Raw genomic sequence first — 21016 nt, 5'->3', positions numbered from 1 at the left:
AGAGAGAAACTGCCATTTTTGAAGTCTCCCAAAGGCTTTTGATTCCGATTGAGCAAGAGAACTTTACTCCCACCCCTGTGTCAGCCATGAACGGGGATCAACGGACTGTCCAGCCACATATAGTCCCCAATGCAGATGCGGCCCCGTTGAGGCTCCCGTATTCCCGACCGTACCAATCGGCTGTCCGGCTGTCACTAAGTCCCCCACCTTGACACGAATTTGGCTGAGATGCAGGTAAATAGTCAAAACTCCCTGACCATGATCCAGGCCAATAACATTCCCGTGAATTAGAAACCCATCCTTTTCCCGGCCGACCAAGGCCACTCGTCCGCGGGCAGCAGCTACCACTGGAGAGCCTGTTGGGCCTGCATAATCCAAACCACGATGAAAATAATCCTGGGCAAACACTCCGTTGTAGTATCGCCGTACCCCATAGCCTGTGGTGATTGGGCCAGCATTGGGACGCACAAACCGACCCTGCCAGAACTTTTCAGGGGTGACGAGGGCTTTGAACGCATCCACCTGATCAAATTCTAAAGCTGTCCCCTCGTTATCTTTCCCCGGAGGTAGCCAAATGCGTTGGACTGGAAAACTGCGATTCTCGACCCAAACGAGAAGATTACGAGTTGTTTCCCCATCAGAAATCGTCAAGGGTTTCCGGCCAGGGCTATCCAAAGGAGTTGTTGGAATCAAGGCTCGCCAGCGACTATCAGCCAAGGGAAAAGCCGGATAAGTTTTGTGCCCGAATTGGAGCATTGGAGCCTGCCCCGCTGGACTTGCCGCTGTAATAGTGACCGACAGGGTATCTCCTAAAACCGCTTGACTGGGACTCACCTGCGCCTCTAAGCCCCAGGCCCTGACCGGTGCAAACATCACAGCAGTAAACACCAGGCCAGAAATAACCGTGTAACTAGACCAGCATGGCAATTGGTTCATCAGTGGTACATCCAGGTGGTTAGGAGAGCGTCATTCAGGTTTAGGGTAAGGCTTCGTCTTGGCTCCTGTCTAATCCCTAGCTCTATGTCCAATCATCCTTCTTTGTACTCCGAGGCTTATATAGCCCCCCCTGTTGATGGAGTTGACGGGTACGGGCAAAGAGTTCTGGTTCAGAGAGTTGCCAGCAGGCCAGAGCTTGATCCAAATCAGCTTTGATATCCGTTGCACCTGGAAATCCTTGATAGCGAATTCGCAGCCGGGCCAGTTCCACCAAATTCAAATCCGTTGGCTCTTCCGTTAACAGCCGTTGGCTGATGGCCCGATCTTGGCTGGCCTGGGGGTGTTGTTGGATTTTCTGGGACGTTACGGACATAAGGAATAGAGAAACAAAAACTTCAGGGGCAAGATTTGCGGGACTCCAACCGTAGCCAGGCCCATGCTCTTAAATTCTAGGGGCTAAACCCCACCCCCAGGTAAGTCTGGCCTCAGTCTGTGCATAAACATCCCCGATTCCAGCGTTAACTTCTCAGAAAAAACCAGAGATCGCCGTGATGAGACGCTTGGGACTAGCCAAACTGGGGTTCATGGGTATCCTCTTCGGAATCAATTGGCTCTCAATGGGCCAGGCCTGGGGACAATCCATACCCAGGATCAAAACCGGAGTCATGTATCCCCAAGTCCGGCAAGAATTACTGAGCCGGGGCTGGATCTTGTTGCCCAATGCCAGTCTTTTAGAATCCCCCAGGCTCAAACCCCTAGAACGCTATCTTCTCAATCAACAGGGCTACTCAGAACTCTATGGCTGTGAACTGTCTGGGGTGGATCTCTGTGCATTTCGCTTTCAAAGTCGCAAAGGTGACGTTCTAGAAATTAGCACCGTTCACCTGTCTGTGACCCCTGACGGCACGATTCTCAGTTGGACAAGACGCCGGCCAGCCAAGTAGCCCCCTAACGCAAGACCGAGTAATCCAGTTATGATAGGCAAGCAGATATTAGCCATTGGGAAATTTTTGCATGGTTGCGACTCCCGTAAAACTCCAATACGACGTAAAAGACATTGGCCTAGCTCCCCTCGGTCAGCAACGCATTGAATGGGCCGGCCGGGAAATGCCAGTCCTCCGACAAGTCCGGGATCGCTTCAGCCAAGAAAAACCCCTCGCCGGAATTCGCCTTGTCGCCTGCTGCCATGTCACCACTGAAACTGCCCACCTAGCCATTGCCCTCAAAAGTGCTGGAGCCGATGCCGTTTTGATTGCCAGTAATCCCCTGTCCACCCAAGATGATGTCGCCGCCAGTCTCGTTGTGGATTATGGAATCCCTGTCTTTGCTTTTAAGGGTGAAGATACCGCCACCTATTCTCGTCACGTTCAGATTGCCTTAGATCATCGTCCCCAGATCATTATTGATGATGGTTGTGATGTAGTTGCCACCCTGATTCAAGAACGTCAAGACCAAATTGCGGACCTAATTGGCACCACCGAAGAAACCACCACCGGGATTGTCCGGCTCCAGGCCATGTATAGGGATGGGGTTCTCACCTTCCCGGCCATGAATGTCAATGATGCCGATACCAAACATTTCTTTGATAATCGCTATGGCACGGGGCAATCTACCCTTGATGGGATTATCCGGGCGACTAACATTCTGTTGGCCGGTAAAACCATTGTGGTGGCTGGCTATGGCTGGTGCGGCAAAGGAACAGCGATGCGGGCCCGGGGTATGGGCGCAAACGTGGTGGTGACGGAAATTGATCCCGTGCGGGCCATTGAAGCGGCCATGGATGGTTTCCGGGTACTGCCGATGGCTGAAGCTGCGACCGTGGGGGATATTTTCATTACGGTGACAGGCAACAAGCACGTGATCCGGGCCGAACATTTTGCGGTGATGAAGGATGGCGCGATCGTCTGTAATTCTGGTCACTTTGACATTGAAATTGATCTTAAAGCCCTAAAATCCGTTACCCATGAAGTGAAGGTTGTGCGGAATTTTACTGAAGAATACCGTCTCGCCAGTGGTAAATCCATTATTGTGATTGGGGAAGGTCGGTTGGTTAATCTCGCGGCTGCGGAAGGCCATCCCAGTGCGGTGATGGATATGAGCTTTGCCAACCAGGCCCTAGCCGCTGAATATTTGGTTAAAAATCAAGGGCAACTCCAACCGGGGATTCACGCCATTCCCAAGGAAGTGGATCAAGAAATTGCTCGCCTTAAGCTCCAGGCCATGGGAATTGCCATTGATACCCTGACCCCGGCCCAAATTGAGTACATCAACTCCTGGACATCGGGAACCTAAATTCTCCAGAATTTTTCCCATTGCGCTAAAGTTCAAGTATTCTGAAAGGCAAGCTGGGCTGATGTTGTCTGATCCACACGGTTGTGGCCCGCCTCAGTTTGTGCTTCAGACAAGGAGGCATCAGTTGTGGGGGAATGGCCAGGGGATGAGGGTTTTACCTGTTTAGCCCCCCCGTCTCTGTAAGACAATGCTTAGCGATGTCTGAGGGTGAACCTAGTGGTGAATGGGACTGGTTTTCGGCGTGGCATATCACATTCTGGTTATTGATGATGATCCGACAACCCGCTTGATCCTGGCTAAGAATCTGCGCAACCAGGGGTATGAAGTCACCACTACAAATCATGGGGAAGCCGGGATCAGCACGGCTAGGGAGATTCAGCCCGCCCTAATTATCTGTGACTGGATGATGCCAGGCCTGGATGGATTAGAGGTATGTCGGCGGATTAAAGCAGATCCAGACTTGGCTTCAATCTTTTTTGTCTTACTAACAGCCAAAGACGATATTGCCGACCGGATTCGGGGCCTGGATGCAGGGGCTGATGAATTTTTATCAAAACCGATTGAGCGGGATGAACTGCGGGCCAGGGTACAAGCAGGCTTGCGGCTCTATCAGGCCAACCAAGAACTAAAAGAACAAAAGCACCTCCTCGAAACAGAACTCAACGAGGCGGCGATTTATGTCCGGTCGCTCTTGCCCAAACCGGTGGCAGCCCCGCTGAACATTGATCTGCGCTTTATTCCCTCTAGTCAACTGGGTGGCGATTGCTGCGACTTTTTTTGGTTGGATGAAACCCATCTCGTCCTATTTTTATTAGATGTCTCTGGCCATGGCCTGGGGGCTGCCTTACCCTCGGTTTCTCTCCTGAATCTGCTGCGTTCCCAAAAAGAGTCTGTGCCGCAAGATTTTTATCACCCAGCCCGGATTCTCTCCTTCCTCAATGATGGGTTTCAAATGAGCGATCAGAACGACAAATATTTCACCATCTGGTACGGAGTCTATAACCGGTCATCTCAATATCTCACCTACGCCAGTGCTGGCCATCCCCCTGCCCTCTTAATTCACCCTGATTTGGAGCAGAATATCCAAGTTACCCCCCTCAAGACCCCTAGCCTGCCAATTGGAATGTTTGATGATGTTACGTACCAGACCGCAACCCATCCAGTCGCCCCTGGAAGTATGCTCTATGTCTTTAGTGATGGCATCTATGAATTTAATACGGTTAGTGGCCAGGCCTGGACGTTAGAGGAATTTGGCAGTCTCCTCGCGCGCCATTATCCCGAAAAGTCCAACTTGGATATCATTCTTGCGGAAATCCAGGGGATCAGTGCACCAGGTGCCATGGGGGTAGATGATATCTCCCTCGTCCAAGTGCAGTTTTAGCCCAGCCTTACTTGAAGATGGCTTGCATCTATGAAGTCGAGGATAATTTTTTGGTGGACAGTGCCCAAGGGTTTTTCGGCATTGGGTTTGGGGGAGTAGAAATAACCTTGACGAATCGCTGCTTCTGGGAGCAAGGCCAAATCCCACCCTTCCCTTAAATCAAGTTCCTCCAGGCCCACCGTCAAATGGCCCCAAAAGACATGACGACTAATCCGTTCATCGTTGTACATCCGAAAAAATTGCACCTGGGGAGGACAATAGCTGATTTCCTCTAACAGTTCCCGCCGCAGGCCAGCTTCCGGGGATTCACCAGCTTCTAAATGCCCTCCAAACAGCCCCCAATGACCGGGATAGAGAATACCTGGCAGATCATCCCGTAATTGCATCAAAAATTGACCACCTTGGTGCAGGATCGCAATTGCCACAGGCGTTAAAGATGGCATGGCAAGTTAAAGCGGTAAACGATGAGAATCATGAAAGACAGTATCAAAATTGTCAATCGGTGACTTTTATGACGATATCTAGAAACCATAATGCCCTAAGGTACAATAGAAATCATCTTTGAGAAGACGGAACTTTAGTTTTTTTGCGCCCGTCTTGCCAAAAACCTGCTTCCTTAGGCAGTGACAGTTTTAAATCTTTTTTAACTAGCTGAATCACTAATTATATTTTTATTAACCAATACACTATGAATCTATTTTTCTTGATCCCCAGCTTGAAAGCCTGAAATTGACTCTAATCAGTATATCGGGCTACTAAAGAACCTGAAAATTCTTAATTTTGTTTTAATATTTGCTATGATTCAGTACAGTAGAAATACTCAGGAGCGCTATTGTGTTCACTCGACTTGCTGACCAACATCGGCGTTTTATCCGGGAGTTGGTGCTTGATCTCCAGGCCTTGGCTATCGCCCTTGAACAGCGCGGCCTTTTGGCTTCTTGTTACACCTGTGGAGGAGAGTTAAACAGTGCCTCTTTCATGGTTAGTTTGGCGGACGGACATTTGATTCGGTTTTTAGTTTCCGATTACGGGATCACCTGGACAGAAATGCGGGATGACCGGGAATTGATGAAACTTGAAGGGGCGGAAGCCATCAGTCAACTCCAAGAACTGGCCAATCTGCTCAAGCAACCCCAGGCCCCATCTCCTCAAGTCTCCTTGATCCACTGAGTTAAGGGAGCAATCGATCTGTCCCATTAAGCTGCTAATCTTAGTCAGTCTCAAAGTTAACTATTTAGTTGACCGACTGCCTCATTAAAATCGAGAATATATTCAGGGAGAAATGATTAGACGTAATAACGATGAATTATTCAGTCGCACTGTCAATTCCCCATGCTTAAACTTGCCACATCCTCTACAGTTTTCTTCACCTTAAGCTTTGTCCTTATAGCGGAGGCGGCCAACTGTCCCTTAGTAGATGTTGCTGGATCCTATAGCTTTACTCTTCAAACTGAGAAAGCTTCAACATGGTATAGCGTGGACAACAACCGCTTTGGCTGTCGCAAAACTGGAGGAACAGAGTGGAAGGGGATCAAGATCAATCCTGATGGCACAATGGTCTCAGGAGATTTTGTCTGGTCTGGCGGTGGTCGAAAGAGTGGGATTTTTTCGGGGCGGGTAGAACCAAGTGCAGAGCCAATGCAATGGGTAGGGACTGCTGGAGATATTTCTATGAAGGGAGTGTTACGACGGGGGCAATTATCAGGACAGTTTGTGCAACATTTCATTGAAGGCGGAAAAGAAGTTGAATGTCATGGGACAGTCAGTGGATTTAAGGTAGGGAAGTAGGGTGAGCTTCAAGAAACTCCAACATCATCACATTTTCTTGGGCTTTTCTTTTATTTGCCTAGCTCTCATATATGCTGAACCTGCAATTTCTGTTCCTACAGTAAAAGATTATGAACAATTTCGGGGTGGGGTTAACTATCCCGACTGCGATCGTTACTTTAATATTCCAAGATATATCGCAGTCCAGAAGACAGGAGGCTTAACTGGAGGAATTGGTCGAGCCATTTTTGACGGCGAAGAAGCAAAGTATCTTGTGTTAGAAATTGATAGCGGATGCACCTATTACCGAACCCAAAGCGGCAAAATTCACAAAGTTGCTACATTTAAATCGGGAAGGGCTTTTTATGATGGCAAACCAATCAAAAGACTCAATTCTCCAACTCTAATGGATCTTGTTTTTTTAGATAGCACAGGTGTGAAACATACCATCGTGCATTTGTATCCAGATCATTCGCAATCAACTTCCCAAATACCTAGTGGTCGGTACTTTGGCAACAGCGAGTTTATTGAAATCAAAAACAAGCAATACTGCGGCGCAAACTTTGCAACGGAAAAAATAGAATGCTATCCAATTTCAGACTTAAAATATATAAAATCAGGTGTTGTACAACTATGGAATGAATATTTTTGCTCTGAAAAGTTCTTCAAAATCAATTCATCCGGCAAATGCACTGCCAAGGGTTGGGTAAAAAGATAGCTTACTTGCTCGCTTTTTATCGTTATTCATAATATTCTGCTCTTTTGAGAGGCCACCACTCGAACACTATTGGTAGTAAGTGTTACCCTGGATACAGGAATTAGAGCGAGCTTTTGTCTAATCGCTCGGATCATTATGGTGACATTAGATACCCAGGCCTGGCAGCATCAGTACATTAACGTTAATCAAACTAATCAAGTTCGCTTACACTATGTCACCCAAGGCCAAGGAGATTTAGTGATTCTCCTGCACGGGTTTCCTGAGTTCTGGTATTCCTGGCGCTTCCAGTTACCAGCCCTTGCCCGTCACTTTAAGGTGGTCGTCCCAGATTTACGGGGCTATAACGATTCTGAAAAAACCAAGCAGGGCTATGATCTCAAGACCGTCAGCCAAGATATTTTAAGCTTAATTACTTCCCTCGGCTATGAACGGGCCCATATTGTCGGCCATGATTGCGGCGGTGTGATTGCCTGGTATTTAGCCCAAAACTTTCCCCAGGCCCTTGGTAAGCTGGTTGTCCTCAATGCCCCGCCTCCCGATGGCTTATTTCGGGAACTTTGGGGCCAGTTGGATCACCTGTGGCGGCGCTGGCCCCTCCTGGCTTGTCAAGTTCCCGGCCTGGCGGAATATTGGCTAGGTAGCAATTTACGGGGGTTTATTCAGGATTGGTTTCAACGCTACTCGATTCGTAAAGCCGCCTTTTCCAATGACACCCTGCAAATCTATCAGTCTGCCTTAGAGAAAGCTGGGGCCATTTCTGGGGCCCTTCAAAGTTATCGGCATCTCCTTCTGCCCCAGGCCTGGTGGCCCCAATTTCGCAACCAAGTCCAGCAGATTAACATCCCCACACTTGTCCTTTGGGGGGCGGATGATCCCGTGGTAAGTCGTTCGTTGACCGAAAGTTTAGAACACCTGTTAACCGGCCCTTGGCGATTACGCCTGCTCAATGATTGTGGTCATTGGGCCATGCAAGAAGTCCCGGACTTGGTCAATCGTGAACTGATTAACTTCCTCCGGGGAGATGCCCTGCCCTTAACAAACAGTTAGGCACAACCTAAGGTCGGGTTGGTCCCCCAGCAATGGCAGCGTTAATTTGCGCTTGGGTGAGTTCCCGAATCATGTAGAGAGAGAAGGGATTAGTCGCCAGGCCCCCCGCAAATTTTTGCCCCAAAAACCCCTGAAATTCTGGATTGGGGGTGATGTAGGTTTGGAAAAAGGCCGAGGTAATCCCTTTAACCATGGGTTTTGCCTTCGTGGGATCGGGGCCAATTAAATCATTGGGGACTGGGAAAACCCCCGTTTCACCAGGTTGCAACACAGAAAAATGGGTGCCCAAATTCATAACCGCCAGATACTTATCCGGTGTTGTGAGCCAGGTAAAGGGGATAAATTGCTCATCTAAGGGGGGCGCAAAAATATCCTCACTGCCCGCAACAATGAGTGTGGGAATTTTTATTTGAGAGATGCCGGCCTGGCCAAAGATGATGCTGCCAATGGGATTAATGGCCACCACCGCCTTGACCCGTTCATCCCGTAACTGTTCGGACACACTGGGTACACCGAGTATCCGGCATTGGAGAAGGGCAGAAATGTTGAAGGAATTGAGATCATCCCGGATGCGGTTACATTCTTTTTGAATAGAAGTCCGATCAATCCCCGCCCCAGCCACCGCTAATGCCGTATAACCGCCCATGGAATGCCCTAAAACACCGACTTGATTCAGGTTAATTTGCCAATCCGGTGTGGCAGTTTTGGACAGGGTATCTAAAAAGTATTTGATATCCAGAGGCCGATTAACGAGGTCAGATGGAATGATTCGATAGTCAATTTCAGTCCCCGATAGAAAGAACTTAAACCGCTGGGAGTCGGAGCCAGGATGGGTAATAGCCGCCACTGGAAAACCTTGGGAGGCAAAGTGTTCCGCCAAGTAGGTAAAGGTAAACCGGTCGGAAGCCAGGCCATGGGAGATGACAATCAAAGGGGTGGGGTGGGTCAGCCCCTTCGGTAAATAGAGTTCGGCGGGAATTGGCTTGTTATCGCGGTTGGGATTCAGAAAGGTCAGGCTTTTCTTCTCCCAGGTGTAGGAGCCGTTTTCAGCGGGGTTAGGGAGGTTAGCGGGGATGGCTGGAGAGCGGCTAGCGCTGGCTGATTTTGCCAGGGCCGCCACAACTCGATTTTGATTTTCAGTCACCCGGACAAAGCCTTGCAGAGTTTTAAACCCCAATTGCCCCTCAACTTGGATAGTCGGACTCGGAAAAGCCCGAATCACATTCAGGATACTGATTCCGGCCGGATTCTTAGCCGCAGTGACAAAGGCTTGTTTGAGGGCCACGGAGCCGTTTTGGTTATCAGCGGTGCGTAAAACTTGCCCAATCCGATTAAAAAGGGCAATCCCCAAAGGAGAATTAACAGCTTCTTCAACCGTTTTTGGGGATAGCTGCATGCTCTCTTGGAGGGCTTCCCGGAGTTGTTCCTGGTTTTCCTTGGGGACTAGGCGGACAAAACGTTCGAGGGCGGGGCTAGGGGAGCCTTCTTTAGCAAAGGTTTCGATGTCCTTCACGGTTAAGACGAAGTTACCCAGGGGTGGAAAAGCAATGGTGATGGATTCAGCGGCCAGGCCTGGGGCCATCAGCACACTCGCCAACATTCCCAGTGCCGATAGACCTCTGCTAGTCCAACGTCCCAAAACTTGCCCCACTGACCGCCCCATAATTAGATCCTCAACCCAAAGCAAAACTCAGCCATAGCATAACATCCAGGCCTGGGCTAACTCTCGATCAATCCCCTAGTCTGGCCCCCAGTCTGGTAAGTCTCGGCTTCTAACTGGCAACAAACTTCAAGGCTAAGCCATTCATACAATATCGTGATCCCGAAGCTGAGCGATTATCCAAAAAAACATGGCCTAAATGCCCACCACAGCGGCGACAATGGACTTCGGTGCGGGTCATAAAAAAGGAGTTATCCACAGAGGTCGCAATCGCCCCCGAAATTGGTTTGGTAAAACTGGGCCAGCCGGTGCCACTGTCATATTTGGCTTTCGAGCTAAACAAGGGTAATTGACAGCCTGCACACAAAAAAGTTCCAGCCCGATATTCCTTGTCTAAGGGGCTACTATTGGGTAGTTCAGTGCCTTTCATCCGCAACACATAATACTGGCCTGGGCTAAGGATTTTTCGCCATTCTGATTCTGACTTGGTGACTTCAAAGGTGCTGTTGGCCAGAGCATCCCCCGGAAATAATTTGATCCCTAAAAGTTCGGCGATGCCAACCAGGCCCAGTGAACCGATCCCCAACTTGAGAAATGTCCGTTTGTTCATCGGATTTACCCTTGCGCGCCTAAAATTCTCAGCTACAACCACTATCTTCTCAAGGTAACCCCCCTGCCTGAGAAATGCCTGAGAACTTGCCCCAAACCCCGGAGGTTCATCTGCTTGGCGGCCTCTGCCAATATGTCATCCTAGCTAAAGGAGGAACCAAGGTTATCTCGATATCAATTTTATCAACGGATCAATCGCTGAGTTGAGGTATGACTGACAGGCCATGACGGAAAATACCACCCTGCCCAAATTGCCCCTGTGGGAGATGTTTCGCCTTGGCCTATTCCAGATGGGCCTGGGGATGATGTCCATTTTGACCTTGGGGGTGCTGAATCGGGTCATGATCCAAGAATTAACCCTTCCAGCCACCTTGGTGGTTTTAACCATTGCCATGCATCAGTTTGTGGCCCCAGTCCGGGTTTGGTTTGGGCAGTTGTCCGATGCCTACCCGATTAAAGGGTTTCACCGCACTGGCTATGTCTGGTTGGGGGCAGTGGCCTTTAGCCTGGTGGCTTTCTTGACGGTACAGGTGATTTGGCAAGTCGCCGGGGCCTGGGATGGGACAAATTGGACTGGCACAACAACACTCTGGATGGTGTGTTTAGGATTTCTCTTTGCCTGTTATGGAGCCTTTGTCAGTGCCAGTTCTACCCCCTTTGCGGCTCTGTTGGTGGATGTCTCTGATGAGGAAAACCGGAGTCAACTGGTCGGGGTGGTTTGGTCAATGCTGACCGTGGGGATCGTGATTGGGGCGATTCTCAGTGCTGGGTTACTCAAACAAATTGAACTCAATACGCCCTTGGCTGACTTACAAGCAGCGATTAACCGCCTATTCCTGATTGTCTTGCTGCTCGTTGTCGGCTTAGCCGTGGCTGGAACTTGGGGGATTGAAGCTAAGTTTTCCCGTTATGGTCAGCGCACCCAGGCCCGGACAAGCTCAGAAAATATTACCTTGGGGCGGGCCTTGCGAATTCTTTTGGCTAATCGGCAAACGGGCATTTTCTTCGGCTTTTTGCTTTTGATGACGGTCAGTTTATTTATCCAGGAGCCGGTCTTAGAACCCTTTGGCGGTGAAGTTTTTGGGATGACCATTAGTGAAACGACGCGGCTGAATGCCTATTGGGGGATGGGAACACTATTGGGTCTGAGCTTAACCGGCTTTTTAATTGTGCCGCGCCTCGGAAAAATGATGACAACGCGTTTGGGCTGTGGAGCCGTGGCTGTGAGTTTTGTGTTGCTCCTCTTGGCCGGGTTCACGGGAAATTCAACCCTGCTGTTGGGAGAACTGGTCTTATTTGGGATTGCAGCCGGAATTACGACCACTGGGGCCTTGAGCTTAATGTTAGATTTAACCGCGGCCGAAACAGCCGGAACCTTTATCGGGGCCTGGGGCCTGGCCCAAGCGATTGCGCGGGGATCAGCGACGGTGTTGGGCGGGACAGCGTTGGATGTGGGCCGGCGGCTTTTTGGTGAACCCTTACTCGCTTATGCCACGGTCTTTTGTTTACCGATTCTGGGGATGGGCCTGGCGATTTGGCTCTTGGGACAGGTGGATGTCAAGCAGTTCCAGCAGCAGTCAGCGGCCGCCATTACCAAAATCTTGGCCCAGGAGTTGGATTAGACCGAAATAGGCCGGCAAGAGTCTTGATTGACCAGGGATTGGAACAGGGTTAAACCATCCAGGCCCCTTAAAAGAGGATCTGCAGCCCGCTCCGGGTGAGGCATCATGCCTAAAGCATTCCTGGCCTGGTTACAAATTCCAGCGATATTATGCAGCGAACCATTGGGATTTTGCCCTTCGACCCAAGCCCCGTCCGGTTGACAGTAGCGAAAGAGAATTTGCTGATTAGCTTCCAATTCCTTGAGGGTTTCTGCGGTCGCATAGTAGGAGCCTTCGCCGTGGGCAATGGGTAATTGAATGACTTGACCGGGGGTATAGGCATTTGTCCAAGGGGTTTGGCTATTTTCAACCCGCAACTGGGCCTGGTCACAAATAAAATGCAAGTCCCGATTCCGCACTAGGGCCCCTGGCAGTAAGCCCACCTCTGTCAAAATTTGAAAGCCGTTACAAATCCCTAAAACCAGTTTTCCATCGGCAGCATGGTTTTTGATCGCAGGCATAATAGGCGAAAACCGGGCAATGGCCCCACAGCGCAGATAATCCCCATAGCTAAACCCGCCGGGCAAAACGACTAAATCCACATCCCCCAGGTTGGTATCCTGATGCCAAATCATCCGAGTCGGCCAACCGAGGATTTCCCCCGTGACGTAGGCCACATCCCGATCACAGTTAGAGCCAGGAAAAACGACAATGCCAACCTTCATGAACCAAGCCTCCCAGCCCCAAAACGCGCTATCGTTTATCAAGTTTTATCTTCGCTGATTCTTGGGTAAGATACACCGTCATAGTTTGTTCCACGCCTCGCACTGAGAGTAATTTAATTTAGAGAGCCGGGAACCATCTGGGATGGGCTATTCTGGAGGAAGTTTTGGGGTTGAGGATGATGGATTGGAAAGAGGTCAGTGCCGTTTGTGGATTGGTCTGGTTAGGGATGGTAGTCCCTGGGGAAACATCTGCCCGACCTTCACAGGGGTTTATCGCCCAAAATAGTCCGGCTCCAGTCATTCAAGATGGCCAACCCTTGACAAATCAACCCCAACCGCTGCCCTTACCCCAACCGGAACCCAACTTAACGGGGGCCGACCAAATTATTCAGCAAGGTGTCCCCAATAGTCAACGCCAAGCCGCTTCAGAACTGATTCGCCAAACTCAAGATGCGGGCCTGGTCAATGACGATTATGTGGGCAGTCCAGATTATTTCAACTGGGTGGATGGAGAGCAATTGGGTGTACCCACAGATGATGCCATTGGGACGTGGGGCGATGGGTTCTATCCCTACACAATGGGGTATTAGTACGCTTGACCTATGACTTCTCTCCCTCGGCTTGATGCGGCTAGTCGCCAAGAAGGCAAGTTAATCGGCTTACTTTTGGGGGGGGGCTATGTTCTTTTTACCCTGCTCCCGGATAGCCATAGTTTGATGGTCGCTTGGCCCTGGGTTTTTCTCTGGCAATTTACGGTGATCCTGCCATTGCTGTGGTTGGTGTGGTTGCTGCTGTATCAACGGCGTTGGCCTGCTTTGGGGAATGGCTTGGATTGGGGCCTGGGTATTTTAGGGTTAGGAATCATTATTTCGACCTTGCTGGCGGAGTTTCGATCCCAAAGTCTTTGGTATGCCATTGCGGCTTTTGGGGGAATTGCGGCGGTCTATGCCTTGACGGCCTGGTTACGCACCCCCGAGCGACGACAACAGCTTTTAGTCTTTCAGGGCTATTTGGGGATGGTCTTTAGTATCTGGAGTTTATTTCTCTGGTTCACCGAAACGATTTTACCGGAATATGCCCGCCTGGCAGGCCTGGGGGAATTGGGCATCAGACTGAATTTGGATTTAACCGCCTTAGAACTGCGCAACTGGGCCCCCTTTGGCCATCAAAACTATGTGGCTGGATATTTATTACTCTTGCTGCCACTGTTAGGGGTGTTGGCCTGGCAGGAGGTGGGGCGGCGGCGCTGGCTATGGGTAACAGGTCTTGGAATTGGTTTAATTGACTTTTACTTTACAAATTCCCGCGGGGGTTGGCTAGGACTATTGGCCTGGGCAGTGATGTTGGCAGTCTTTTTACTTCGCACAGCGATGAAACTGCAACGCCGACAACGGTTGGGCTTGGGGCTGGGCTTGGGGAGTTTGCTGGTGGTCTTGACCATTGGTTGGAGTACTTCCCGGTTACGGCAATCGGCCTGGGGTTTGCTGCAAGGCAATGAAACGTCGGAGTTAGCCTATCGCTGGATTACGGCCAATATTGGCTGGTCAATGGGCTGGTCAAAACCGGGGGCTGGGACAGGGTTGGGATCAGTGCCGTTGCTTTACCAAAAGTTTCGGCCGGCCTGGGCTGGGAAAGAAGCAGAAATGGCCTATCAACTCCACAGTACACCGGTGCAAGTTTGGGCCGAGTTGGGGGTTTGGGGAGTTCTCAGTGGCCTGGTTTTGGTGGGGGTGTTGCTTTATTGGGCCATCCGCTGGCGGGCCTGGTTACCGAATCTGATTGAGTCGGATCAAGGGTTAGCCGTGGGAGTTGGTCTGGCCTTGGGCAGCTATGGGATTATGAGTCTCACCGATTATCAAGTTGATAACATTGCGATTGCGGGGCTATTGGCATTGCATTTGGCCGGTTTAGCTGCACTAATTCGCCAAGGGTTAAGTCACTCGCCACCCCCTCGATCAAAATGGGTGCATGGTTTGGGATGGTTTGGGTTAGTGGGAATAATTGGAATTTGGATTTGGGTTTGGCCCATTCACCAGGCCTGGAATCTATCCAGTCAAGGCTTTAATGCCCTCCTCAGCAAACCGCCAAAGTGGCCGGAATTTGTGACTAAGCTGGAACAGGCGCAGGCCCTCGCCCCTTGGGAACCCTATTATCCCTTGCAGTTGGGCTGGAATCTGGGGCGGCACAGTTTAGAGATGCCTGAACCACAGAAGAATCAACAAAAACTTTTAAATCAGGCCATTGCTGCTTTTCAGCGGGGGAACCAATTAGCCCCAAATTTAGAGTTTGGTCAAAATAGCCTAGGTTGGTTGCTGTTACGGCAAGATCCAAGCGCGGCTAGATTTTCCTTTACCCGTGCGATTCAGCTAATGCCGGCCCGGCCGGGAAATTTTTATGGCCTGGGTTTAAGTTTATTAGCGGCCCAGCAGCCTCAACTTGCCGAACAGAGCTTCTATCTCGAAGTCCTGCGCCAGCCCATTACTATCACCAGCACCATTTGGCGCGAACCCTTCATGGCTCCCTTTTATCAGCCTGTACTTGAAAAGGCTTTGGATTTTTATGGGCAACTGCGGACAGCGACCCAGCCCAATGAACCCATGGGTCAATACGCCCGCCAGGCCTATGCCGCGTTAATTTGGTGGCAAGGTATTCCTGAGGCCCTGACTCAACTGGTCAAAGAGTCCTCCAATTCGCTCCATCCAGATCTCCTTACGCTCGTAACCTTTCAGCACGGCCAACCCCCAGCAGTCGGACTAGAAGCCATGAATCCCACCCAGGCCTTGATTGCAGCTTGGCTTGATCCGGTTAATCGGAAAACCCTTTTAGCCCAGGCCTGGTTGCGGGCGACCCAAACGGTAATCCCAGAAGTGCTACTAAGCCAACTCATGACCTCCATAGAACAATCTCCAGATTTTGATACCTGGTTGCGGCAAACAAGTCCTAGCCAAGGAGTGCAATATATCCGCGCTGGTTTTGGGGTTCTGAGCAGGCACATTGACGGGCCTCAACCAAGTGATTTTTATTTGGATGCCCAGAATGCAGTGACCAGTAATATCCTCGGTGCCATTTGGCCAACAGCCTATTACCTGCCCCCTTTAGATGAGAGCCTAGAACCCCTCCGCCAGGCCCTAGTGGCTCAGATCAAGAGCTAGAGTGTTGCAGCAGCCAGAGTCCTGTATAGGTTACACCCGATTCGTCCGGTTGAATCATCAGGAAATGTAACCCTTGGGCAGCGGCTCGCCGAGTCATAAATCCCTGGGCTGACTGCTTGACTTGGGGATCATCAAAAGTGACCAAAACCCAGCGTTCCCACAATCCTGCCGACATAATTAGACCATCGGGTTGTCCGGCAATAAACTCCACCTCAGCCGGATTTTGTTCTTGACACCAACGGGCTAAGGCCATGGAACGGCGGCCACCGTAGATGATGATTCCGGGAATGACGACACTAGCTGCCAGGCCCAGTTGGCTGGGGAGAAGATCCATCCTGAGCGACAAAATTGGGATAGGTTGGGTAATTAAATGTGTTTCTAGTTCCTCAGCCATCAGTCCAGTAAATTGCCAACCTTCTCCCCAGAGATAATCTGGCAACGGCACCGGGGGTAAAGAGGTAATGTGTAAGGGCTGATAGGGTTCCCCTGTATAATTCGCAGCGGTGGGGTAATGTTCGGCCTGGGCAGCGAGAAGACGTTTTAAAGCGGGGGTATGACGAGTTGGCTCTACCATTAGATTTAACTCATTGGCCGCCACCTCAAATAGGCTTAAGCATTGGGGGCGGAATAGCTGGATTCGCTCTGGACATGACCCGGTTCTTTGGATACAGATTTCCAATTGCCGGATGAGCCAATCAAGGCGGGCCTGGGCTTGGGAACATTGGGCCTGGTGAAGGATTTGGCCAAGGGGATCAACAATCAACAACTCCCAGAGAGTTTGACCTTGGGGATTCGTCAGGGGTCGCGCCGAAAAATCTACTTGCCAAAGAGTCATTGACTATCCGAGGATTTGAATGGGCGGGAAAACATGACCAGAATCTCTTGGAAAAATTCCTTACACACCTGACTATTCTAGTAACTCTTAATAACAAGACAAGGGTGATATTACGGAGATTATTGTTATATCTTTTGGAATCTTAGTTTTATTCTCTTGCTTTGACCTGTCAAGATTCCGTCATCAGCCGGTTTATTTGAGAGGGAGCCTAGCCGGGAAGATTGATCTCGATTCTGGCCGGATCAAGCCTGACGGATTGTTATCTATACCCTGGTGAGCTTACTATGACATTTTTCCAGGCCGATGCGGCTTTAGCGGTATTAGGTGAACAGGTCTTAAACGCGGCCTGGTCGCAATTTAATTGGTTAGGAAAAGATGATCTAGCCCTGGCCTGGTTAGTTTATACACCGCCTGTGATGGTAAACACTGGGGGAGCCTTAAGTCCAGCAGAATTTTGGCAGTCTCCAGTCCGGGGCTATAGCTATCGAGGGGATGTGCAGATCTATCCCGCCAGCGTTGTTAAACTGTTCTACCTGGTTGCCGCCCAAGAATGGCAAGAATCGGAGATGTTGCCACCCAGTCAAGAATTGGATCGGGCCTTACAGGACATGATTGTCGATTCCAGTAATGATGCCACCGGCTTGGTGATGGATTTACTCTCTGGAACCACCAGTGGCCCCGAACTTCCCCCCGGCCCCTTTGCAACGTGGCAATATCAACGGAACATCGTCAATCGCTATTTTCAATCCTTGGCCTGGCCAGAACTGACGGAGATTAATGTTAATCAAAAAACCTGGTGCGATGGTCCCTATGGTCGGGAAAATGTCTTCGTTGGGGTGAATAGGGAAAACCGGAATCGTCTTTCGGTCAATGCCACAATGCGTCTGCTCCACAGTATTGTCGGAGGCGTTGCCGTCAGTCCTGAACGTTCCCAGGCCATGCTGACTCTCATGCACCGTAGCCTCGATCCCCAAGATTTAGCCGCGCATCCCGAAAATCAAGTCACTGGGTTTTTAGGCGGCGGATTACCCTTAGGGGCAAAACTTTGGTCAAAGGCTGGGTTAACCAGTTGGGTTAGACATGATGCCGCCTATATTGAATTGCCTGGAAAATGCCCCTTTAGTCTAGTCGTCTTTTTAGATAGCAAACCTGCCAGCACCAATGAAGCGGTCTTGCCCTTTATTGCTCAACAAATCTGTGCCCGAGTTCCAGCCTTGGACGAATCTCACTGATAGCTTAAAATTACTTGAGGGTGATTTCCCAGGCCCCGACTGAGGAGCATCTTGAGGTGATTTCCCCGCCCAGGCCTGGAACAGTGCGCGAGATATTAACTAGAGGACACCAGAATTTTGTAAACCACTGACAACCCCCGCGGCCAAAATATGCCCGAGGCTAGTGGTTCCCAGCAGTTCCGGCAGGCCAAACCCTTCAAAGAAAGCAGGTAATGCCACCGGCAAATTTGGCCCCTGTCCGCGATTTTTAATCACATAACGACCAATGGCAATCGTAAACAAATTGCAAATGATCACGACTAACCCCACGCTGGGAGTCCAACTGGTATCAGGGATTGTTGCCAAGAGTAAATGCGTCATCGGCTAGGTTCTCCTTAATCAAATTTGACAAATATTTACTAAAAGTCATAAAACTACGTTCCCGTAGAATATCCAAGATTGTAAAGAGCCACATTTCCCGTTAATCGGTCTGAAATGATCTGCAACAATTATGGAAACGTCCAGCTTCAATTCCAGGCCAGGGGGATCACCTCCAGCAAGTTGGGTCAGTCACCCCTCAACGCACCTGTTCTCACGCAATGCCCTTTTTCCGACAGAGATGATATTTAGTCTCATGACAAGCTATTTCGGAGCCTCTGTGATACCATCATCCAAACACCGTCTGCTTAATTTTAGGTCTGAGTTGAGTATTCCCGTCTAGAACCTAAAGACGCGATAAAAACGGCACAGGACTAAAAGCGGGGGAACCAATGTATCGGGGCGAATCCAGGCCTGCTTGGAGTGGACATCTCTCAGTCCTAGCCCGTCAGCTAACCCCGTCAGCAATGAGAAAAGGCGATAACAACTAGCCCCAACTACCTCAGTTTAGTTCCGGGTTTCAGAGTTGATCCGCAATAGTAATTCAAGACAGTGTTCTTCTGAATGTCTAAAACACCGTCCGAGGCGCGTTATGGCAGATTGGCAGGGCATCGTTGCAGCGTTGATTTTTGTGGCCGTTATTGTTTCGATTGTGGCCGAGTGGGTTGATCTAACCGTTGCGGCATTTTTAGGGGCATTACTGCTCATTGGCCTAAATATCCTGACTCTCCCCGAAGCAATCAACTACATTGCCCGCAGTCATGGCACATTGGGACTATTTTTCGGCGTTATGGTCTTGGTCCGATCCTTTCAGCCGACCCAGATCTTTGAATACTTAGGCACACAGATTGTATTTTTCGCCAAGGGGAAAGGAAAACGTCTCCTCCTAGCTATAGTTGGCATTACAACCATCATTTGCTCCGTGTTACCCAATGCCACCACGGTCATGTTACTGGCCCCTCTCCTGCCCCCTATCGCCGCTGAGCTAGGGATTGATTTTGTTCCCCTGTTGATCCTGATGGTGTTTGTCGCCAATAGTGCCGGATTATTGACCCTCGTGGGGGATCCAGCCACCTTTATTGTCGGTGAAGGGATCAACATGACGTTTACCGAATACCTGATGCGGCTGAGCTTAGGCGGGGCCATTGCTGTTGGCGTGATTGTTGTCATGTTACCCTGGCTGTTTCGGAAAACCTGGCAAAAAGAACTTGCAGACCTATCCCACCTCCCCGATCCCCAAATTAACCACCCGCGGGTGTTGGCAATTGGCGGGGTAATCATTGCTTTTGTCCTAACCTTTTTTGTGATTGGGGATTCATTGCCGGTCAAACTTTCACCCGCGGCAGTCGCGTTGTTTGGGGCCGGATTAGCCTTATTGTTAGCCCACAAAAGCAAGATTGATACAGTGCCTCACATTCTGCGAGATGTGGACTGGAGTACTTTAATCTTTTTCATGAGTGTCTTTGTCCTCATTGGGGGCCTGGAAAAGACAGGGGTTATTGCAAACATTTCAACCTTACTAGCGGCCGTCTTAGGCAAAAACATCTTTTTCGGTTCACTGATGCTTTTAATCGTCGTTGCGGCCATTTCCAGCGTCATTCCCAATATTCCTTTGGTTGTGGCCATGATGCCATTACTCAAGAAATACCTAATTCAAGTTGGCTTGCTGGGCAGCGAGGTTTTATCTCCAGACTTTACTGGCCCCTATCCACCGGAGGTTCTCCCCCTGTTCTATGCCATGATGTTTGGCGCGACATTGGGGGGTAATGGCACACTGGTTGGGGCTTCAGCCAATATTGTTGCGGCTGGGGTTGCCGAGTTAAACGGCCGTAAAATCACCTTTCATCGCTTTTTGCGGTATGGCCTTCCTGTTGCCTCTGCCCAAGTCTTGGCCCTGGGAATCTTCATAACTCTCCGGTTTTTAATTTGGACTTAGGGAACTTACCTCAAAGTAACTATATCCACGTTGTTGCGGATGAGCCTGACCTTGGTGGGCTGGTATAGATGCGCATCATACAAATTATGAAGATTAATCTAGATTTATCAAGCTCATCTCCTCCCCAAGGTAATTTCTAAGGTGGTTTCTAAGGTAGAATGAATCATTTCTAATCGGGGGATTAGTAGTGATTGGTGTTCTCCTGCACCAGGCCGGGTTACTCCATCCGGGCCAAATTCAGGTAGTCGTCATGGAGCAGTCAGTCTATGAGGGCCTGAAGTTTGGTGAGATTATTGCCCTTCACGGCTGGCTAAAACAAGAAACCATTGATTTTTTTGTCAAAGAATGGCACTCCCTATTAATTAACCAGCCCAACGAACCCATCGGCTATTTCTTTGTCAAGGCCCATCTCCTCACGGAAGACCAAGTCAACCAAATTTTGCAGGAGCAATGGCAAACTGGCTATCGATTTGGGGCTGTGGCTGTGCTCAACGGTTGGCTCAAGCAGGAAACCGTAGATTTCTTTCTGAATCATTTAGCCCCCCAAGTCGCCAAGCAATCGGTTCGGATTGAGAAACGCACCATTACCCCCGGCAAAACATCCCAACCTGGCGTTAAGACAACCTTAGAACAAAAGCATCAAGCCACCTATGTCCAAGGGGGAACGGTGATGCAAATGGACACTCACATTCAAAACTATGATCCGGAAGATTTAGCGGATATGGATAAAGTCGAAGTTGACTGGCTCGGTTAAGTAGTTATATTCAA

At 49.9% G+C, this 21016-nt stretch carries 21 protein-coding genes and 1 riboswitch; of the genes, 13 read left to right on the top strand and 8 right to left on the bottom strand.

Features of this window, described 5'->3' with window-relative positions; all coding sequences use genetic code 11:
- Positions 1–63: 63 nt before the first annotated feature.
- Positions 64–936 (bottom strand): M23 family metallopeptidase, encoded by an 873-nt coding sequence (locus SYN6312_RS02160; protein WP_015123223.1) that lies wholly within the window; start codon positions 934–936, stop codon positions 64–66.
- 82 nt (positions 937–1018) lie between these two features.
- The gene (locus tag SYN6312_RS02155; RefSeq protein WP_015123222.1) at positions 1019–1309 is read right to left on the bottom strand and encodes a DUF3288 family protein; all 291 of its coding nucleotides are present in this window, start codon (positions 1307–1309) and stop codon (positions 1019–1021) included.
- Between the two features lie 211 nt (positions 1310–1520).
- On the opposite strand from SYN6312_RS02155, the gene SYN6312_RS02150 reads away from it, so the two are divergent.
- The 3 genes from SYN6312_RS02150 to SYN6312_RS02140 all read left to right on the top strand — a co-directional run bounded on the left by SYN6312_RS02150 (position 1521) and on the right by SYN6312_RS02140 (position 4609).
- Entirely contained in the window at positions 1521–1880 is a 360-nt protein-coding gene (locus tag SYN6312_RS02150) for a hypothetical protein (RefSeq protein WP_156804724.1), read from the top strand.
- A gap of 70 nt (positions 1881–1950) precedes the next feature.
- The gene (gene ahcY, locus SYN6312_RS02145; RefSeq protein WP_015123220.1) at positions 1951–3228 is read left to right on the top strand and encodes an adenosylhomocysteinase; all 1278 of its coding nucleotides are present in this window, start codon (positions 1951–1953) and stop codon (positions 3226–3228) included.
- Between the two features lie 241 nt (positions 3229–3469).
- Complete coding sequence (locus SYN6312_RS02140; protein ID WP_253276401.1) at positions 3470–4609, top strand: PP2C family protein-serine/threonine phosphatase; 1140 nt, start codon at positions 3470–3472, stop codon at positions 4607–4609.
- Here the strand turns inward: SYN6312_RS02140 and SYN6312_RS02135 are convergent.
- A complete protein-coding gene (locus tag SYN6312_RS02135; protein ID WP_015123218.1) occupies positions 4606–5052 on the bottom strand; it encodes an NUDIX hydrolase in 447 nt (148 codons plus the stop codon). The two genes, SYN6312_RS02140 and SYN6312_RS02135, sit on opposite strands and share 4 nt — an antisense overlap.
- 391 nt (positions 5053–5443) lie before the next feature.
- Here SYN6312_RS02135 and SYN6312_RS02130 point away from each other — a divergent pair, with 391 nt between their 5' ends.
- The 4 genes from SYN6312_RS02130 (at position 5444) to SYN6312_RS02115 (ending at position 8141) form a co-directional block, all read left to right on the top strand.
- Positions 5444–5779 (top strand): DUF1815 family protein, encoded by a 336-nt coding sequence (locus tag SYN6312_RS02130; RefSeq protein WP_015123217.1) that lies wholly within the window; start codon positions 5444–5446, stop codon positions 5777–5779.
- A gap of 162 nt (positions 5780–5941) precedes the next feature.
- The gene (locus SYN6312_RS02125) at positions 5942–6397 is read left to right on the top strand and encodes a hypothetical protein (protein ID WP_015123216.1); all 456 of its coding nucleotides are present in this window, start codon (positions 5942–5944) and stop codon (positions 6395–6397) included.
- A 1-nt stretch (position 6398) separates the two neighbouring features.
- Positions 6399–7094: a hypothetical protein gene (locus SYN6312_RS02120; protein WP_015123215.1), complete on the top strand. Its 696-nt coding sequence runs from the start codon at positions 6399–6401 to the stop codon at positions 7092–7094.
- Positions 7095–7229: 135 nt separating this feature from the next.
- The gene (locus SYN6312_RS02115; RefSeq protein ID WP_015123214.1) at positions 7230–8141 is read left to right on the top strand and encodes an alpha/beta fold hydrolase; all 912 of its coding nucleotides are present in this window, start codon (positions 7230–7232) and stop codon (positions 8139–8141) included.
- A 7-nt stretch (positions 8142–8148) separates the two neighbouring features.
- Here SYN6312_RS02115 and SYN6312_RS02110 read toward each other — a convergent pair whose 3' ends face one another.
- Complete coding sequence (locus SYN6312_RS02110; RefSeq protein WP_015123213.1) at positions 8149–9804, bottom strand: alpha/beta hydrolase; 1656 nt, start codon at positions 9802–9804, stop codon at positions 8149–8151.
- A 109-nt stretch (positions 9805–9913) separates the two neighbouring features.
- Positions 9914–10411 carry a peptide-methionine (R)-S-oxide reductase MsrB gene (gene msrB, locus SYN6312_RS02105; RefSeq protein ID WP_015123212.1) on the bottom strand — a complete coding sequence of 166 codons (498 nt, stop codon included), beginning with the start codon at positions 10409–10411 and terminating at the stop codon, positions 9914–9916.
- A 223-nt stretch (positions 10412–10634) separates the two neighbouring features.
- Here msrB and SYN6312_RS02100 point away from each other — a divergent pair, with 223 nt between their 5' ends.
- Positions 10635–12032 carry a BCD family MFS transporter gene (locus tag SYN6312_RS02100; protein WP_015123211.1) on the top strand — a complete coding sequence of 466 codons (1398 nt, stop codon included), beginning with the start codon at positions 10635–10637 and terminating at the stop codon, positions 12030–12032.
- Here SYN6312_RS02100 and purQ read toward each other — a convergent pair.
- On the bottom strand, positions 12029–12736 hold the full coding sequence (gene purQ, locus SYN6312_RS02095) for a phosphoribosylformylglycinamidine synthase subunit PurQ (protein WP_015123210.1): 708 nt from the start codon (positions 12734–12736) through the stop codon (positions 12029–12031). The genes SYN6312_RS02100 and purQ overlap by 4 nt on opposite strands.
- A gap of 176 nt (positions 12737–12912) precedes the next feature.
- Here purQ and SYN6312_RS02090 point away from each other — a divergent pair, with 176 nt between their 5' ends.
- Positions 12913–13326, top strand: coding sequence for a hypothetical protein (locus SYN6312_RS02090; RefSeq protein ID WP_041430517.1), 414 nt, complete (start codon positions 12913–12915; stop codon positions 13324–13326).
- 12 nt (positions 13327–13338) lie between these two features.
- Positions 13339–15888, top strand: a complete 2550-nt coding sequence (locus tag SYN6312_RS02085; RefSeq protein ID WP_015123208.1) for an O-antigen ligase family protein — start codon at positions 13339–13341, stop codon at positions 15886–15888.
- Here the strand turns inward: SYN6312_RS02085 and SYN6312_RS02080 are convergent.
- Entirely contained in the window at positions 15878–16723 is an 846-nt protein-coding gene (locus SYN6312_RS02080; protein ID WP_015123207.1) for a Tab2/Atab2 family RNA-binding protein, read from the bottom strand. The genes SYN6312_RS02085 and SYN6312_RS02080 overlap by 11 nt on opposite strands.
- Before the next feature lie 284 nt (positions 16724–17007).
- Here SYN6312_RS02080 and SYN6312_RS02075 point away from each other — a divergent pair, with 284 nt between their 5' ends.
- Positions 17008–17955: a serine hydrolase gene (locus SYN6312_RS02075; RefSeq protein ID WP_015123206.1), complete on the top strand. Its 948-nt coding sequence runs from the start codon at positions 17008–17010 to the stop codon at positions 17953–17955.
- Between the two features lie 99 nt (positions 17956–18054).
- On the opposite strand, the gene psaK is transcribed toward SYN6312_RS02075, so the two are convergent.
- A complete protein-coding gene (gene psaK / locus SYN6312_RS02070) occupies positions 18055–18315 on the bottom strand; it encodes a photosystem I reaction center subunit PsaK (RefSeq protein WP_015123205.1) in 261 nt (86 codons plus the stop codon).
- Positions 18316–18667: 352 nt separating this feature from the next.
- Positions 18668–18794, top strand: a riboswitch (cyclic di-AMP (ydaO/yuaA leader).
- Between the two features lie 110 nt (positions 18795–18904).
- Here psaK and SYN6312_RS02065 point away from each other — a divergent pair.
- Both SYN6312_RS02065 and SYN6312_RS02060 read left to right on the top strand, forming a co-directional pair.
- Positions 18905–20248, top strand: a complete 1344-nt coding sequence (locus tag SYN6312_RS02065; RefSeq protein ID WP_015123204.1) for an SLC13 family permease — start codon at positions 18905–18907, stop codon at positions 20246–20248.
- A gap of 187 nt (positions 20249–20435) precedes the next feature.
- Positions 20436–21002: a hypothetical protein gene (locus SYN6312_RS02060; protein ID WP_015123203.1), complete on the top strand. Its 567-nt coding sequence runs from the start codon at positions 20436–20438 to the stop codon at positions 21000–21002.
- The last annotated feature ends 14 nt before the right edge of the window (positions 21003–21016 follow it).

It is taken from the genome of Synechococcus sp. PCC 6312 (assembly GCF_000316685.1).
In the GTDB taxonomy this organism is placed as follows: Bacteria; Cyanobacteriota; Cyanobacteriia; order Thermosynechococcales; family Thermosynechococcaceae; genus Pseudocalidococcus.
The sequence above is the reverse complement of the archived record's forward strand: the minus strand, read 5'-3'. Positions and strand labels throughout refer to the sequence as shown.